The sequence below is a fragment of the Streptomyces sp. CNZ301 genome (assembly GCF_004217425.1).
In genome coordinates, this window is record NZ_SHLG01000001.1 from 1,515,572 (window position 1) to 1,532,083 (window position 16,512).

Sequence of the window (16,512 nt, forward strand, 5' to 3'; positions counted from 1 at the left end):
GGCTCAACACAGTGCGCGTCGACCCCGTGAAGGAGCCTTCGTTGTACGGACCCGGCTACACCCCACGCCGCTTTCTGATGTGCCCACCGGCACACTTCCGCGTGACGTACTCCATCAACCCCTGGATGGATCCCGACAAGCCCGTGGACATCCCGCTCGCGATCGCGCAGTGGGAGGAGCTGCGTGACCGCTACCGCTCCCTCGGCCACACCGTCGAGGAGCTCGAACCCGTCCCCGGACTGCCGGACATGGTGTATGCCGCCAACGGCGCCACCGTCGTCGACGGACGGGTCCTCGGCGCCCGCTTCGCGCACCGCGAGCGCGCGGGAGAGGCCGCGGTGCACCGCGCCTGGTACCGGGCGAACGGCTTCTCGGACGTGCACGAGCCGGAGCACATCAACGAGGGCGAGGGCGACTTCGCGGTCACCGGCACCTGGCTGCTGGCCGGGCGGGGCTTCCGCAGCAGCCCGCTCTCCCACGGCGAGGTCCAGGAGTTCTTCGGGCGTCCCGTGATCGGACTCGACCTGATCGACCCGCGCTACTACCACCTGGACACGGCGCTGTGCGTGCTGGGCGGCGACGACATCATGTACTACCCGCCTGCGTTCTCACCGGGCAGCCGGGCCGTCCTCGAGCGTCTCTTCCCGGACGCCCTCGTCGCGTCCGCGGCGGACGCCGAGGCCCTCGGTCTGAACGCCGTCAGCGACGGGCATCACGTCATGCTTCCGCAGGCGGCCGTGGGACTCCTCGAACCGCTGCGCCGACGCGGCTACGACCCCGTGCCGGTGGACCTGACGGAGCTGCTGAAGGGCGGCGGAAGCGTGAAGTGCGTGACGGCCGAACTGCGCCCGGCGGCCTGAGATCCGGCGCTCGGTCCCACGGGTGGCACACCCGTGGGACCACGCCTGCCGCTCAGCCACCCGTGGGACCACGCCTGCCGCTCAGCCACGCGAGGATGCAGCCCCCTCGTCGGCCTCCCGTTCCGGCGGCCACGCGTCGCCCCACTTCGCGTCCCGGGCCAGGCGGTAGTCGCCGCCGTGCCGCTTGGTGACGGTCGCCGGGCGCAGCCCGTCCGCCGCGGTGCACAGCTCCAGCAGTACCTGGCCCTTGCGCTTCTGCGGCCTGCGCACGATGCGGCCCGGCGCGGGGAGACCGGCGATCGCGGGGTGCGCGGCCGCGACGTAGCTGAACTTCTCGTCCTCGTACGGAAGTGAGCCGCCCTTGACCTGCCTGTGCAGCGAGGAGCGGCTGACCCTCGCCGCGAAGTGGCACCAGTCCTCGCCGGGGACCATCGGGCAGCGTTCGCTGTGCGGGCAGGGCGCGAGGACGCGCAGCCCGGCCGCGACGAGGTGGTCGCGTGCGGCGATCGTCCGTGCGTAACCGTCCGGCGTTCCCGGCTCGGTGACGACCACGGCACGTCCGGCGCGTGCCGCCGCGTCGATGACCGTCAGCCGGTCCCGCTCGGCCAGTTCGCCCAGTACGTAGGAGACGGTGACGAGGTCGGCGGCGGGCAGCGCGGCCTCCCCCGGCCCGTCGTCCTGGCCGTGCCCGGTCAGCGAGCGGTGCCGCCATTCGGCCACGCGCAGCGCTTCCGCCGCGGAGGCGCCCGCCAGTTCACGTCCGAGCGCGAGAGCGGGCTCCGAGCGGTCGAGCACCGTGGTGCGGCGCGGCGTGCCCTTTGGGCCGCCGTCCGTGCCGCCCCACACGTCGGCGGCGGCCCACACGGCGGCTCCCGTACCGCCGCCGATGTCCAGGTGGCTCTCCGGGTGCCACTCGCCCGTACGCGAGACGAAGGCCCCGAGGGCGGCGGCGACGGCCGCGAAGGTGGCGGGCATCCGGTACGCGGCATAGGCGACGACGTCCGCGCGGTCACGCAGCACGGGGGCGGTCCCGTCGTTCCGGTAGCCGTTCATCAGACGCTCGACGGCACCGGACGCCTGACGGGGCGGCAGCCCGTCGACGAGCGCGGCGAGGGCGCCCCGCAGTTCTTCCTCGATCACCGCGACAGTCTAAGGAGCCGTCGCACGCGCGGCGCGGGCGAGCCGGGTGGCCGCCTCGGCGGTCGCGGTGCGCCTCAGCTCCGAGCGGACCGCCACGGACGGCACAGCCCAAGGAACGCGGCCGCGGCGAGCACCAGTGCGCTCAGCTGCACCAGCGCCATCGGTACGGCCGTGTGCTCGCCGGCGACACCGACGAGCGGTGACGCGATGGCGCCGATGAGGAACTGGGCGGTGCCCAGCAGCGCGGAGGCCGAGCCGGCGGCGTGCGGAGCGCGCATGAGGCCCTGAGAGTTGGCGTTCGGCATGACGAAGCCCATGCCGGTCATCAGCACGCACAGCCCGGCGGCGACCGGGAGCAGCCCCGTCCGGCCGAAGACGCCGCTCGTCATCAGCAGCAACGCGACCGAGGCCGTGCCTGTCATGCAGAGCCCGAAGCCGAGGACCCGTTCCAGGGGCACCCGGCCGACGAGGATCTTCCCGTTGATCTGGCCCGCGGCGACCAGGCCGATGGAGTTGACCATGAACAGGAGGCTGAAGGTCTGCGGGCTCGCCCCGTAGATCTCCTGGATCACGAAGGGCGAGGCGGCGACGTAGGCGAAGAGCGCGGCGAAGCTGAGGCTGCCGGCAAGCAGATAGCCGGTGAAGACGCGGTCGGCGAAGAGGCCCCGCATTGTCCGCAGGGCGTCGGGGACACCGCCGCTGCGCCGCTTCTCGGGCGCCAGCGTCTCGGGCAGCCAGCGCGCCACGACGACGGTGAGCACGACACCGATGGCGGCGAGGATGAGGAAGACGCCCCGCCAGTCCGTGAAGCGGAGTATCTGACCGCCGAGGACGGGGGCGAGGATCGGAGCGAGGCCGCCTATGAGCATCAGCGTGGAGAAGAAGCGGGCCATGGCGAGCCCGTCGTACAGGTCGCGGACGACGGCCCGGGCGATGACGATTCCGGCGGCACCGGCGAGCCCCTGCACCAGGCGGAAGACGATCAGGGTCCCGATGCTGGGGGCGAGCGCGCAGGCGGCTCCGGCGAGGATGTATCCGCACATGCCTATGAGCAGCGGGCGGCGCCGTCCGAACTGGTCGCTCATGGGTCCCACGACGAGTTGGCCCACGGCAAGGCCGAGCAGGCATCCGGTGAGGGTGAGCTGCGCCGTCGCGGCGGGGGTGTTCAGCGTGCCGCCGACGGCCGGCAGCGCCGGGAGGTACATGTCCATCGACAGCGCGGGCAGTGCGGTGAGGCTGCCGAGGATGAGGGTCACCAACAGGCCCGCACGCCGGGGGCCGGTGAGCCGCGGAGCGGGCTCGCCCGCGGAGACGTCCGTCGGGACCGCGGCGCGACCGGCCGGGTGACCGGCCACCTGGCCGGCGGGACGGATGGCGGGGGCCGGAGCGGACGGCGGTGCGGGGGCGGGAGTTGAGTCGGGGGCGGCGGCGGAGACGCCGACGGGGGCTGTGGCGGCGGCCGTTCGGACAGGGCCGGGCTCGGACATGCACCTCTCCAGGAGATTGTTGATGACAGGCACATTCTCCCAGAGATTTCCGCCCCTGGCCGAACGGGTTTTCGTCACAGGGCCCGTCGTGAGGCGGCGCGCGACCGCCTCACGACGGCCCTCAGAGCGGCTCGAGACCCGGCTCACCGGCCCGCGAGACGAAGGACGCGGCCGTCGTGACCGGTGCGCCCGGCCGGGTGACCACGTCCACGGTGCGGTAGTCGGCGCGCAGTTGCCGCTGGTCAAGGGTGAGCAGGACGTAGCCGCGGCGTCCGTCGTAGAACTTCATGTGCGGGTTGGCGTCGCGGAAGGTCTGCCAGTCGCCCGGCCTGGCAACCCCGTCGCCGCCGCTGGCCACCGACGTGGTGACCAGTTCCACACCCACGGAGCGGGAGCCGTCGTCGTCGAAGTCCTCCTTGATGTCCATGGCGTAGTGCACGTGGACGTCGCCCGTGAGGACGGCGAGGTTCTTCACGCCCGCGGTGCGCGCCGCGTCCAGGAAACGCGTCCGTGCCGCCGGATACCCGTCCCAGGCGTCCATGGACAGCGGGAACGGCCCGGTGGTCCGGTTGCGGCGGCGGGAGAGGACGGTCTGCTGCTGGACGAGGTTCCACACGGCCCGCGAGTTCTTCCAGCCGTCCGCGAGCCAGCGTTCCTGGGCCGGACCGAGCATCGTCCGGTCCGGCCTGTCGGTCTCGGCGGTGGGCACCTTCCAGCCGTCGCCCTCTGACTGGTCGTCACGGTGCTGCCGCCCGTCGAGGATGTCGAGCTGCGCGAGCCTGCCGAACTGCAGCCTCCTGTAGAGCTGGAGGCTGGGGCCCGAGGGCTGCTGCGGCGGGCGCAGCGGCAGGTTCTCGTAGTACGCGCGGTAGGCGGCGGCACGGCGAGCGAGGAAGGCTTCGGGCGGCGAACCGTCCGGGGTCTCGTCGGCGTAGTTGTTCTCCACCTCGTGGTCGTCCCAGGTGACGATCCACGGGTGGGCGGCGTGAGCCGCCTGGAGGTCGGGATCGCTGTGGTAGAGCGCGTACCGCAGCCGGTAGTCCTCCAGCGTCACGGTCTCCTTGTTGAACCTGTCGGGCAGTCCGAGCGCGGGGTCGGCGCGGTCGCCGCCGTGTGCGTCGACCGCGTACTCGTAGAGGTAGTCGCCCATGTGGAGAACGGCGTCGACGTTCTCCTCCCGCGCGAGATGCTTCAGCGCTGTGAAGTACCCGTCGTGGTAGGCCTGGCAGGAGACGGCCGCGAAGCGCAGCGAACCGGAGGAGTCACCCGCGGAGGGCGAGGTGCGGGTGCGGCCGGTGGCACTCGTCCAGGAGCCGACGCGGAAGCGGTAGTAGTAGCGGGTCCGCGGACTGAGGCCCTCGGGCACGACGTGCACCGCGTGGTGGAACTCGGGATGCGCGGTGACGCTCCCGCTGCGGACCTTTCGCTTGAAGTTCTCGTCGCTCGCCAACTCCCAGCTGACGGTGACGGGTTTGCGGTCCAGGCCGCTGTGCGGCTCGTACGGTTCGGGGGCGAGCCGGGTCCACAGCACGACGGAGTCGGGCAGCGGATCGCCCGAGGCCACACCGAGGGTGAAGGGGTCCTTGTCGATTCGGGCAGGGTCGAGCTTCGCTGCGGCGTGTGCGGGCCGGGGAAGGTTGGTCCCGAGGGCGAGTGTCACGGTCGCCGCCGTCCCGGTCAGCAGTCTGCGACGGCACAATCGCCGTGCTGCCGCACGGTATTCGCTGTCTGCGCTCGAAGGCTGCGTCATACATCTGATTGCACAGTCCGTGAGCGTCAGGCAGCGGTCAGACACGCGACCGCGGGGTGTCCGTTCGATGGCGGTCCGCCCACTGCCCGAGCCCGAGCCGCCGGGACGGCGCCGCGTACCCTGCCGCCCATGACGAACGACGAGACGACGCGGGCGGGGCGGACGGCGCAGGAGGCGCGGACGGCGCTCGTGACCGGTGCCGGCTCCGGCATCGGACGTGCCGTTGCCCTGGAACTGGCCGCCGCGGGCTGGCCGGTGACGCTCGCGGGGCGGCGGGCCGGGCAGCTGGAGGAGACGGCTCGGCTGATCGGGGCAAGGGCGGGAGCGGCCGGCGCCGACGTCGTCCCGACGGATGTGACCGATCCGGAGGCGGTCACGGCCCTGTTCGACTCCGTGCGGGAGAGCAGGGGCCGGCTCGACCTGCTCTTCAACAACGCCGGGGCCTTCGGCCCGGCGGTGCCGCTGGAGGAGCTGTCGCCCGAGCAGTGGCGAGGCGTCGTCGACGTCAATTTGACGGGTGCCTTCCTGTGCGCGCAGGCGGCGTTCCGGCTGATGAAGGATCAGCGTCCGCAGGGCGGGCGGATCATCAACAACGGCTCGGTCTCGGCGCATGCGCCGCGTCCGGGTTCCATCGCGTACACGGCGACCAAGCACGCGGTGACGGGGCTGACCAAGTCCCTGTCGCTGGACGGCCGTCCGTACGGCATCGCCTGCGGTCAGATCGACATCGGCAACGCGGCCACCGAGATGACGGCACGCATGCAGCAGGGCGTGCCGCAGGCGGACGGCAGCACCCGTGCGGAACCGGTGATGGACGCGGCGGACGTCGCCCGCACCGTCGTGCACATGGCCGGGCTGCCGCTGGAGGCGAACGTGCAGTTCGCGACCGTGATGGCGACGGCGATGCCGTTCATCGGGCGGGGCTGACTGGCCGTCGGGCACTTTCGGGATCAGGCGCCGGCGGGGACACCGGCGGGCGGCGGACGGGCCCTCGTTCGGGTCCGGGCCGCGACCGGGCTGCCGGCGGACGGAGGGTAGCCGCAGACGCCCTGCACAGCGCAGACTCAAGGACCGGCAGAGGGCCGGCAGAGAGAAGGGGCTACTGCGATGAGCGAGGCGTCCGGGACGTCCGGGGCCGATGCGGCCGGGGCGGCAACCGAATCGACCGGGAGGACGGGAGCGGCCGAAGCCGCGGAGGCACCACCGGGGCCGGGCTTCGGCAACTACCAGAACGACATCTATCTGAACGGCCTCGACAACCGGCTGCCGCCGTTCACCACCGACCTCACTCTCCTCGGCTCGTCCGCGCGCGAACACCTCGACCCCGGTGCCTTCGGCTATCTCGCCGGCGCCGCCGGCTCCGGCGCCACCCACCGCGCCAACCGCGCCGCCTTCGAGCGGCACCGCCTCGTCCCGCGCATGCTGCGCGGCGCCCAGGGACGCGACCTGAGCACGACCGTGCTGGGCACCCGCGTGCCCGCGCCGGTGATGCTGGCGCCGGTCGGCGTCCAGTCGATCATCCACCCCGACGGGGAGCTGGCCACGGCCCGCGCCGCGGCCGCCCTCGGCATCCCGATGGTGCTCTCCACTGCCTCCTCGCACACCATCGAGCAGGTCGCGGAGGCCCACGGCGCGGGCAACCCGCGCTGGTTCCAGCTGTACTGGCCCAACGACGACGACGTGTGCGTCAGCATCCTGGAACGCGCCCGCAAGGCCGGGTTCACGACCCTCGTCGTCACCCTCGACACCTGGACGCTCGCCTGGCGCCCGCAGGACCTCGACCAGTCGTATCTGCCCTTCATCCGCGGCATCGGCACCGCGATCCCCTTCTCCGACCCCGCCTTCCGCGCCGGCCTCGAGAAGCCGCCGGAGGACGAGCTGATCCCGGCGGTGCTGCGCTGGGTGCCGATGTTCACCGGCACCGACCACTCCTGGGACCAACTGCCGTTCCTGCGGGAGCACTGGGACGGGCCGATCGTGCTGAAGGGCGTACTCCATGCCGACGACGCCCGCAGGGCGGCCGACGCCGGCATGGACGGCATCGTCGTCTCCAACCACGGCGGACGTCAGGTCGACGGCGCGATCGCGTCCCTGGACGCCCTCCCTCCGATCGTCGAGGCGGTGGGCGACCGCCTCGAGGTCCTCTTCGACTCCGGTGTGCGTACCGGCTCGGACGTCCTCAAGGCGCTCGCTCTCGGTGCGCGCGCCGTGCTCGTCGGCCGCCCCTTCGCGTACGGGCTGGCGCACGGCGGCGAGGAAGGGGTGCTGCACGTGCTGCGCAGCCTGCTCGCCGATCTGGACCTCACGCTGGGCCTCTCGGGCCACCGCACACCGGCCGATCTCTCTCCGGACTCGCTGCAGAGCGGTACGTGAGCCGCGGCTATCATTGGACGTACGGCGGACGAGCCGGCCGGGCGGCCGCGGCGGGGCCCGGGCCGAAGGGCCCAGACCCGTCGAGGAACGTCCGGGCTCCACAGGGCAGGATGGTGGGTAACGCCCACCCGGGGTGACCCGCGGGAAAGTGCCACAGAAAACAGACCGCCGGGACCGCACGCAAGTGACGGCCCCGGTAAGGGTGAAACGGCGGTGTAAGAGACCACCAGCGCCCAGGGTGACCTGGGCGGCTCGGCAAACCCCATCCGGAGCAAGGTCAAGAGGGGCCGTCGGATGACGGCTCTGCGCGGACGACCGAGGGCTGCCCGCCCGAGTCCGCGGGTGGACCGCACGAGGCCGGCGGTGACGCCGGTCCCAGATGGATGGCCGCCTCCCCCGGCGCCGCAAGGCTCCGGGGAGACAGAACCCGGCGTACAGGCCGGCTCGTCCGCCGTACCGTCGGAACCACTGCCCGGAGAAGGTGGTTCCTCCGGACCGTGGGACTGGTCCGGATCGGGCAGGCGGACCGTTCCACTGACCCGGCCCGGTCTCACCCGGACATGGAACGTCAACTCACGGACCGCCGCTCACGGATCCACGAGTTCGACCCCCGGTGGCCATCCCGCTCGCGAATCGGCGAACGCGGAGTTCAGCTGGGCAGAGCACCCCATCGGCGCCGTCATGACGTCCAGGAACATCTCATGCGTGGTCGGCAGCGCCGGCATGCGCTCGGTGGTCGCCGGCCGCGGGGGTGAGGGAAGAGTGGGTGGGCTGGGGGCGGTCATGGGCTCGCCTCCGGTTCGATGTCTCGGTCGGAAGGGGCGGCACGTGCACCGTGCGGCAGCCGCTCTGGAGCCTTGCCCCCCGGGGGCGTCGTCGCCCCCGGGGGCAAGACGGAGACAGAAGGGAACCCGGACGGAGCACGGGAACCGAGTCCCTTCACCTCCGTCCAGGTGCCACGCGGGGGTCAGGACAGCTTGGCGAGTTCCTCGGCGAGGACCTCGACTGTCGTGACGATCTGCTTCTCGGTGTGCTCGGAAGTGATGAAGAACCGCAGTCGTGTGAGGCGCTCCTCGACCGCCGGGTGGAGGATCGGGTTGGCACTGACGCCGCGGTCGTAGAGCCGGTCGGCGAGTTGCAGCGCCTTGAGGGAGTCACCGGTGATGGCGGGCACGATCGGGGTGTTCTCACTGGTGCCCACGTCCACCCCGGCCTCGCCCGCGAGCCTCAGGAACGTCTCGGCGTTGTCGTGCAGCCGGGCGATCCGCTCGGGTTCCTCGCGGATCAGCCGCAGCGCGGTCACCGCCGCCGCGGTGGAGGCCGGGGGCAAGCCGGCGCTGAAGACGAATCCGGGGAGCGTGTACCGGAAGTGCTCGATGAGTTCGCGTCGGCCGGCGACGTAACCGCCGCAGCTGGCCAACGACTTGGAGAGCGTGCCCATCCAGACGTCCACGTCTTCGGGGTTGACCCCGGAGAACTCCGCCATGCCACCGCCGGTCTTGCCCATGACGCCGATGCTGTGCGCTTCGTCGATCATCAGCAGGGCACCGTGCTTCTCCTTGACGGTGATCAGAGCGGGCAGGTCGGCTGTGTCGCCGTCCATGCTGTAGACCCCCTCGACGACGATCAGGACCCGGCGGTACCGGTGGCGCACCTCGTTCAGGATCCGGTCCAGGGCAGCGAGGTCGTTGTGCGGGAACGGCTGTCGCGCGGCACCCGACTGCCGGCAACCCTGAAGGATGCTGTCGTGGGCCAGGGCGTCGTGGAGGATGAGATCCTCGGGGCCCGTCAAGTGGCCGATGACGGTGACATTGGTGGCGTGACCGCTGACAAGGCTCACCGCGTCCTGCGCTCCGACGAGTTCGGCCAGTCCCCGGTCGAGCTCTTCGTGCACGGGCCGGTTGCCGGACAGGATCCGGGCGGCGGAGACCGAGGAGCCGTAACGCTCAACGGCCTCGTGGACGGCCTTCGCCACCTGCGGGTGCCCGGACAGGCCGAGGTAGTTGTAGCTGGAGAAGGAGATCAGCTCGCGGTCGCCGACCCGGGTGGTGTCGCGGATGTTGCCCTCATGCTGCAAGAAGTACGGGTTGTGCGTACTGGCCGAAGCGATGGTGCGCGCACGCTCCTGGGAGGCCACGACCTCCGGGAACATGCGGACGTCGGCGTTCTCCCGGCGGTCGGAGGCGCTACGTTCCGGCTCACCGGCGCCGGCCTGCGGGGTGGGCGCGGGTGGCGTCGCGGTGCCCTGCGCCGGAACTGCCGTCGGCCGCTCCGCTCCGAGCCGCTTCTGCACGAGGTCGACCAGTGAGCCGACGCCGGCGCTCTCGATGATCTCGGCGGCGCTGACCTCGATTCCGGGCCACTGCTTGCGCAGCCGGACCGCGAGTTCGCCGAGCATGAGGGAGTCGAAGCCGAGATCGGTGGTGAAGGCGTGCTCGGCGCGCAGGAAGTCCTCGGAGTACGCGCTGACGTTCGCGATGGCGGACAGCACAACGGCTTCCACCTCAGCGGCGGTGTCCGCCGCGCCCGGTGCCGGCGTGGCGCCCGCAGCCGCGGGCTTGGCGGCGCCGGAGTCCGGCGTCGCCGCCTCGACCGGCTGCTTCGCGGGTACTTCGGCGATGGGACGAGGGTCCGGGGTGGGGAGGCCCCGGGCGGCAGGGTCGACGGACTGGAGCAGCGCGACCTGCGCGTGCAGGAACTCGACGAGACCGCTCATGTTCGGCTCTCCAAACTGATGCGTGGGGACGGGGGAAGGAAGGGCGGTGACGGGGCCGGAAGCCGCGTCCTGACTGAGGCCCGTTGCCGGAGAAGGCGCTGCCGTGGGCGTGGTGGGTGGTACGGACGGGCCCGCGGGCCTGGGCTTGCGACCCGTACCGGTGAGGACGCTGTAGACCTCCGTCTCCAGCGGCGACGGAGGCAGGGACAGCAGCTCGGCGTCGGCGCGAAAGAGGGCCGACGGCTCGACGGGAACCCCCGCGACCGCCAGCCGGGCGAGGACGGTGAGGAAGGCCCGTCCGCCGTCGGGCCGGCCGTCGGTCACGGCCAGCAGGTCGAGCCCGGCGCCGGCTTCGCTGCGGCGGGCCATCTGCAGCAAGTTGTCGCCGCCGTAGAGCTGGACGAGGAAGCGCGCACCGCCCTCGGCGACCGAGCGGACGGCATCGACGAAGCGCACGGGGTCGACGTGGTGGCGCGCCCACAGGCGCTTGACCTCCTGCGGTTCCGTGCACGGGCGGCCGCTGACGCTGGAGACGAAGGTCCGCGTGGGGGTGGTCAGGGGAAGCTCGGCGACGATCCGGTCCATCGCCTCGTCCGCCGCGGCCACCAAGGGCGAGTGGAAGGCGTGGGAGACCTCCAGCCGCGCGGAGGTGACGTCGTGCCGAGTGCAGTGCTCGCGCAGAGCGTCGACTGCCTCGCTGCTTCCGCTGAGTACGAGCTGGCCCTCGTGGTTGTAGCAAGCGGGCCACACACCCTCCACTGCCGCGGCGAGTTGTTCCGCCTCGGCGATCGGCGCCTGCACGGCAAGCATGGCGCCCGCGCCGGGTGCGACCGTCTCGGCGAGGGCCGAGCCCCGCCGTGCCATGAAGGGGACCGCGTCCCTCGGGTCGAACACGCCGGCCGCCGCTGCGGCCGGGAATTCGCCGACGCTGTGCCCGACGGAGACATCGGGCCGCACTCCGCAGGCGGCCAGCATCTCGACGATGCTCATACCGGAGAGACCGAGGGCCGGCTGGCACCGGTCGGTCACCGTCATCGCTGCTTGCGCCTCTTCGTCGTCCTGGGGCCGGCCCCACAGCAGGTCCGGCAGTTCCCGGGCGAGTTCCTCGGACACTTCGGCCGTCGACTCGGCCAGTTCGGCGGCGGTTTCGGCCATCGCGGGGAAACGCCGCACAAGTTCGGCAAGCATGCCGGGGGTCTGAGTGCCCTGGCCGGGAAAGGCGAAGGCTGTTTTCCGGTCCTCGGGCGGCAGGGGCTCGGCCGCCGTGTGCACCCCGTCGGCCAGCATGCCGACCCGTCCCTCCGCCAGGTGCCGGGCGGCCAGTTCGAGGCGGCTCAGAAGTTCCTCGCGAGAGGCGGCGACGACGGCCAGGCGTGCGGTGAGCAGCGTACGGGAGGCGAGAGTGCGGGCGACGGCGGCGGGTGCGGCATCGGCGTTGTCCAGGACGTACCGGTGGATCTCCTCAGCGTGGCGAGCCAGTTGCCGAACGGACCCGGCGGACAGCAGGAAGAGCCAGGGCTGGTCCCCGGTTTCCCCGGTGGATCGCCGGACCGGCCGCCCGCTTCCGGCAGCCGGGCCGCGAGTGCGACCGGGTGGCGCACTCTCCAGGACGGCGTGCACGTTCGTACCGCCGAAGCCGAACGAGCTGACTCCCGCCCGGCGCACCTCCCGGTGGGGCCACGGCAGCTGCTCCGTAGTCATACGCAGCTCCGCCGTCTCCAGTCCCAGTTCGCTGCTGACGCGCGTCTCCGCGGGCTGCGGGGGTACGACACCGTGGTGGACGGCGAGCGCGGCCTTCACCAGGCCGGCGGCACCGGCACCTGAGAGCGTGTGGCCGATGAGTGCCTTGGAGGAGGACACGTAGCACGGCCGGACCTCTTCCTCCCCTGCACGCAGCAGCTGCAGCGCCTCCACCTCGGTCCGGTCGCCGACCGGGGTACCGGTTCCGTGGGCCTCCAGCAGATCGATGTCTCCGGGGACGATCCCGGCGTCCCGGTACGCCGCCCGGAGTGAGGCGAGCTGGCCCTGCGTCTGCGGGGTCATCGGGCCGCCGCCGCGGCCATCGTTGGCCATGCCCACACCGGAGATGACGGCATAGACGCGGTCGCCCGCAGCCAGGGCGTCCTCCAGGGGGCGCAGCACCAGCGTCGCGCCGCCCTCCCCCAGGACGAACCCGTCGGCGCGCTCGTCGAAGGGCCGGCACACTCCGTTCCGGGACAGCGCGCCGGCGCGGGAGAAGCCGACCATCCCGGCCGGGGTCAGACCGAGGTAGACGCCACCGACGACGGCGATCGAGCAGGCGCCTGAGCGCAGCGATCGGACGGCGGTGTCCAAAGCCACGAGCGCCGAGGAGCAGGCGGCGTCGACGGAGAGGGAGGGCCCGCCGAGATCCAGGATCTCGCTGACCGTGGCGGGGACCATGTTGGCCAAAGCTCCGGGGATGGTGAACGAACTGAACGGCATCACCGAGGAGTCGCCGGCCTCCTCCAGTTCGGTGAGCAGCTCCGAGTCGCTGACGCCCTGGTGCATGGACCCGTCCGCGAGGAGACCGGCGGTGACGCGGGAGAAGCTGATGTCGCGGTGGTCCAGGGACGCAACGCCGGCGAAGACCCCGGTCGCGGCCCGGTCGAAGCCGTCCCGCTCCCAGCCGGAGTCCTGCAGCGCTTCCCGGGCGAGGTCCGTGAAGAGCTTCGCCTGAGGGTCCATGGTGCGCGCCCGGCGCGGTGGAATTCCGTAGTGTGCAGGCGCGAATTGGTCGACATCTTCGAGGAAGGCTACTTGGTCCGTGTAAGCACTGTGCGGCTGCCGGAACTCGCCCGGCCGATACCAGGCAGAATGGTCCCATCGGCTTTCAGGCACCGTTCCGAACTGCGGTTCGGCGTCCACCAGGATCTTCCAGAAATCACTGGGATTGGACGCTCCGGGAAACCTGCAAGACATGCCGACGACAGCCAGCTGATCCATGTCCGGTACCTCTATCAACGTCGATTCTGAAGAGTTGCTCAGTGCAACAAGGGCGGGCGGCTCGGAATCGTCTCCCCGTCGCCCCGGTGGCGTTGGCGGCTCTCCCCTTCTGAGCTGTGGCCGCAATTGGTGGATCCGTCTTCCTGACACCCACCTCCAGAGGTTGGCCAGCGGACCGCGGGCCGGACAACCCGCTTTCTCAGCCAGTGAAAAGCGGGCTCCGAATTCACTGAGAATTAACTCGTGGGGCCACAGGGGAAGAGCCCGGACCGCTCGCATCTGTTGCTGCAACAAGCAGGGACCGGCCTCTGCTGAGGTTGCACCCGAAGGCGGTTGCGTGTGGATGGCCGGTTCTCCTGGCGCGCGAGTCCGTTCTCGGCGAGGCACTCGTCCGCGAGGCCGGCGCAGTGCCGAATACGGCGTGCGCCCCGGATGCGTCGGATGCGTCGGATGCGGTGCTCAAGGGTGCTGACGCGACGCTCCACGGCAGGCAGCGCCGCAGGCCGACCAGATGTGTTCGACAGGGTCGAGGGATGCGCGAACTCCCGGAGCGTGGCGGCCTGATGGACGTTCGATCACGGTCTTGACCGGGTCGGCGTCCAGCTCTGATCCTCCCGGCCACGCGCAGCTGCACTGACGCGCGAGTCCTTCGCGATCACCGCGCTCGCGTCACCGCGCCGGGCCCCGCGCCCGAACCGTTCGGGCGGCCCGGAGCCGCAACTGCTCGCGAATCTGCTGCCGGCCCGCCCCGAGCAGCGCGGCCGGGCCGTGCTCAGACGGTGCGCAGGCCGACTACCACGTTGTGGCCGCCGAATCCGAAGGAGTTGTTCAGTGCGGCGATGCGCCCGACAGGCAATGGGCGAGGCTCGCCGCAGACGATGTCGGCGTTGACTTCGGGGTCGGGATTGTCGACGTTGATCGTGGGCGGTGCGATGCGGTGGTACAAGGCGAGGGCCGCGGCCACAGTTTCGACGCCGCCGGCGCCGCCCAGCATGTGACCGGTCATGGACTTCGTGGCAGACACGGCGAAGTGGTCGACGTCGACCCCGAAGACATGCCGCATGGCCTTGACCTCGGCCACATCACCCAGGGGCGTTGCGGTGGCGTGTGTGTTGACGTGCATGATCTCAGTGGGCTTGAGGTCATTGGATTCCAGCAAGTGCTGCAGGGCGGCGGCGATTCCACGGCCCGTCGGCTCGGGCTGGGCGATGTGGTGACTGTCGGCTGACAGACCTTGGCCGACCGCCTCCGCGTACACGCGTGCGCCGCGCCGCTCGGCGTGTTCGGCCGACTCCAGTACGACGACGCCCGCGCCCTCGGCCATGACGAAGCCGTCGCGGTCGGTGTCGTACGGGCGGGACGCCGCGGCCGGATCGTCGTTGCGCTTGGACACGGCCTTCATGTTGCTGAACGAGGCCATGTTGAGGGAGCAGATCGCTGCGTCCGACCCGCCCGCGATGACAAGTTCGGCGCGGCCGGAGCGGATCATGTCTATGCCGTAGCCGATGGCTTCGGCACCGGAGGCGCAGGCACTGGCCGTACTGTGCACGCCGGCACGGGCGTTGACGTCCAGACCGACCTCGGCCGACGGCGTGTTCGGCAGCAGCATCGGCATGGTGTGAGGGGACACCTGGCAGGCGCCCTGTTCCATGAGGACCTCGTACTGCTGGAGCACGGAGGCCATTCCACCGACGGCGGACCCGATGACGACGCCGAGCCGGTCGGGATCAGCCGGGGACCCGGTGCCCGCCGGGCCGGTGAACCCGGCGTCGGCCCACGCCTCGCGCGCCGCGATCAGGGCGAACTGTGCGCTGCGGTCGAGCCGCCGTGCCTGGGGCCGAGGTATGCGTTCGGCGGGCTCCACCGCGACCTCGGCGGCGATGCGCACAGGGCTGTCCTCGGCCCACTCATGGTCCAGCAGCCGGACACCGGAGCGGCCGGCGAGCAGCCCCTCCCACGTGGACGCGGTGTCGCCGCCCAGCGGAGTGGTCGCTCCAAGACCGGTGATGACCACCGTACGGTTGATCGAGTTCACGGGATGACTCCAACTTCGCGTATCGAGAAGGGAAAAGCGGCTGCGGATCGCATCCGATGCGATGTGGGAAACAGAAGGGGTCAACGGTCGGCGGCGGCGCTGTCGCCGATGGCCGCGCACGTCGCTGCCTCGTTCGAGATGCTCACGCCGAACGTCTCCTCGGCGGCCGGATCTCCGTCATGGCGAGCGATTCGAAGTCAAGGTCGCCGGCGAAGGACCGCTCGGCGAGGACGTTCCGGGCCGGCACCCCGGCGTTGTCTTTGACGATGGCTCTCAGCTTCCCCTGCCCTCTGAGCCCCGACGCTGCGAAGGGAACCTCACTCCTTGCAGCTTCGCGACTTCTCGAGATATGCGCCTGGCGGTTGCCAGCAACTGCTTCACGCGCTGATGCGGCGCCCCGTCCGCCGACGAACCGCACAGAGCGACACAGGCGACGTCGGTTCCACTACCGCCGTGAATGGGAGCTGCGACGCCCGACAGGTCGTCGCACGGCTCACTGTCATCCACGGCGTACCCTCGTCGTTTCACTTCGTCGACGAGTTTGCGGAGAGGGAGCGAGCTGGTGACGGCACTCCCCGTCACGGCGCGTGCGCCGCGTGAGTAGAGCTCACCTTGAACCTCCGGGTCGGCGTGGGCCAGCAGGACTTGCCCGGACGCCGACGCGTACAGCGGGAAACGGTTCCCTACGATGCACGAGCCGTCGTACGGAACTCCGTCGCCCCAGAGGCTCTCCAGCCAGATTCCGTCGCCTTCCTCCCGTGCCGACAGGAAGACCGATGAATTGGTTTCTTTTTGCAGTTCGAGCATGTGTGGCAGGGCGGCGGTACGGAACATCGAGTGCCGCGGAGCGAGCGAGGCCACTTCCCACAGGCGCAGGCCGATGCTGTATTTGTTGCCCGCTGCCCGTTCCAACGCCCCCCACGACACCAGCTTTGAAACGAGGCGGTAGGCAGTCGCTACCGGAAGCCCCGATCTACGACTGATTTCACTTACGGTGAGAGCGGTGTTCCTGACGTTGAAACATCCGAAGATCTTGAGGGTCCTGTCGACAACCGAACGATCTGCGTGATCGACAGATGAATTCTGCATCGAGTAGACGCACCCTTCCACATTCTGGCACATACGCGCACGGCTGAACCCGACGCCGCCCATTGGGTGCTGCAGGAGTTGATTCCTGCACTTGAGGC

At 70.9% G+C, this 16,512-nt stretch carries 10 protein-coding genes and 1 other RNA gene; 4 read left to right on the top strand and 7 right to left on the bottom strand.

Going from position 1 to position 16,512, the window contains the following annotated elements; genetic code table 11:
- Window positions 1–41: 41 nt before the first annotated feature.
- A complete protein-coding gene (gene ddaH, locus EV375_RS06675; protein ID WP_486588324.1) occupies window positions 42–860 on the top strand; it encodes a dimethylargininase in 819 nt (272 codons plus the stop codon).
- A gap of 81 nt (window positions 861–941) precedes the next feature.
- Here ddaH and EV375_RS06680 read toward each other — a convergent pair whose 3' ends face one another.
- The 3 genes from EV375_RS06680 to EV375_RS06690 all read right to left on the bottom strand — a co-directional run bounded on the left by EV375_RS06680 (window position 942) and on the right by EV375_RS06690 (window position 5,237).
- A complete protein-coding gene (locus EV375_RS06680) occupies window positions 942–2,000 on the bottom strand; it encodes a class I SAM-dependent methyltransferase (protein ID WP_486588325.1) in 1,059 nt (352 codons plus the stop codon).
- A gap of 74 nt (window positions 2,001–2,074) precedes the next feature.
- Window positions 2,075–3,487, bottom strand: coding sequence for a multidrug effflux MFS transporter (locus EV375_RS06685; RefSeq protein ID WP_130298630.1), 1,413 nt, complete (start codon window positions 3,485–3,487; stop codon window positions 2,075–2,077).
- A gap of 121 nt (window positions 3,488–3,608) precedes the next feature.
- Entirely contained in the window at window positions 3,609–5,237 is a 1,629-nt protein-coding gene (locus tag EV375_RS06690) for an alkaline phosphatase D family protein (RefSeq protein WP_130298631.1), read from the bottom strand.
- 129 nt (window positions 5,238–5,366) lie between these two features.
- On the opposite strand from EV375_RS06690, the gene EV375_RS06695 reads away from it, so the two are divergent.
- The 3 genes from EV375_RS06695 to rnpB all read left to right on the top strand — a co-directional run bounded on the left by EV375_RS06695 (window position 5,367) and on the right by rnpB (window position 8,061).
- On the top strand, window positions 5,367–6,164 hold the full coding sequence (locus tag EV375_RS06695) for an SDR family oxidoreductase (RefSeq protein ID WP_130298632.1): 798 nt from the start codon (window positions 5,367–5,369) through the stop codon (window positions 6,162–6,164).
- A 180-nt stretch (window positions 6,165–6,344) separates the two neighbouring features.
- Window positions 6,345–7,610, top strand: a complete 1,266-nt coding sequence (locus tag EV375_RS06700; RefSeq protein ID WP_130298633.1) for a lactate 2-monooxygenase — start codon at window positions 6,345–6,347, stop codon at window positions 7,608–7,610.
- A gap of 29 nt (window positions 7,611–7,639) precedes the next feature.
- Window positions 7,640–8,061: RNase P RNA component class A (rnpB, locus tag EV375_RS06705), an RNA gene on the top strand.
- Window positions 8,062–8,197: 136 nt separating this feature from the next.
- Here rnpB and EV375_RS06710 read toward each other — a convergent pair.
- The 4 genes from EV375_RS06710 to EV375_RS06725 form a co-directional block, all read right to left on the bottom strand.
- Window positions 8,198–8,395 carry a hypothetical protein gene (locus EV375_RS06710; RefSeq protein WP_130298634.1) on the bottom strand — a complete coding sequence of 66 codons (198 nt, stop codon included), beginning with the start codon at window positions 8,393–8,395 and terminating at the stop codon, window positions 8,198–8,200.
- A gap of 182 nt (window positions 8,396–8,577) precedes the next feature.
- The gene (locus EV375_RS06715; protein WP_486588326.1) at window positions 8,578–13,569 is read right to left on the bottom strand and encodes an aminotransferase class I/II-fold pyridoxal phosphate-dependent enzyme; all 4,992 of its coding nucleotides are present in this window, start codon (window positions 13,567–13,569) and stop codon (window positions 8,578–8,580) included.
- Between the two features lie 493 nt (window positions 13,570–14,062).
- Window positions 14,063–15,325: a beta-ketoacyl-[acyl-carrier-protein] synthase family protein gene (locus tag EV375_RS06720; RefSeq protein ID WP_130298636.1), complete on the bottom strand. Its 1,263-nt coding sequence runs from the start codon at window positions 15,323–15,325 to the stop codon at window positions 14,063–14,065.
- 273 nt (window positions 15,326–15,598) lie between these two features.
- Window positions 15,599–16,414 carry an IclR family transcriptional regulator gene (locus tag EV375_RS06725; RefSeq protein WP_165434691.1) on the bottom strand — a complete coding sequence of 272 codons (816 nt, stop codon included), beginning with the start codon at window positions 16,412–16,414 and terminating at the stop codon, window positions 15,599–15,601.
- Window positions 16,415–16,512: the final 98 nt, after the last annotated feature.

Coding starts and splice junctions, on each gene's coding strand:
- EV375_RS06685 (WP_130298630.1), bottom strand. CDS start 3,487: ATGTCCGAGCCCGGCCCTGTCCGAACGGCCGCCGCCACAGCCCCCGTC.
- EV375_RS06690 (WP_130298631.1), bottom strand. CDS start 5,237: ATGACGCAGCCTTCGAGCGCAGACAGCGAATACCGTGCGGCAGCACGG.
- EV375_RS06695 (WP_130298632.1), top strand. CDS start 5,367: ATGACGAACGACGAGACGACGCGGGCGGGGCGGACGGCGCAGGAGGCG.
- EV375_RS06700 (WP_130298633.1), top strand. CDS start 6,345: ATGAGCGAGGCGTCCGGGACGTCCGGGGCCGATGCGGCCGGGGCGGCA.
- EV375_RS06710 (WP_130298634.1), bottom strand. CDS start 8,395: ATGACCGCCCCCAGCCCACCCACTCTTCCCTCACCCCCGCGGCCGGCG.
- EV375_RS06715 (WP_486588326.1), bottom strand. CDS start 13,569: ATGCGAGCGGTCCGGGCTCTTCCCCTGTGGCCCCACGAGTTAATTCTC.
- EV375_RS06725 (WP_165434691.1), bottom strand. CDS start 16,414: ATGCAGAATTCATCTGTCGATCACGCAGATCGTTCGGTTGTCGACAGG.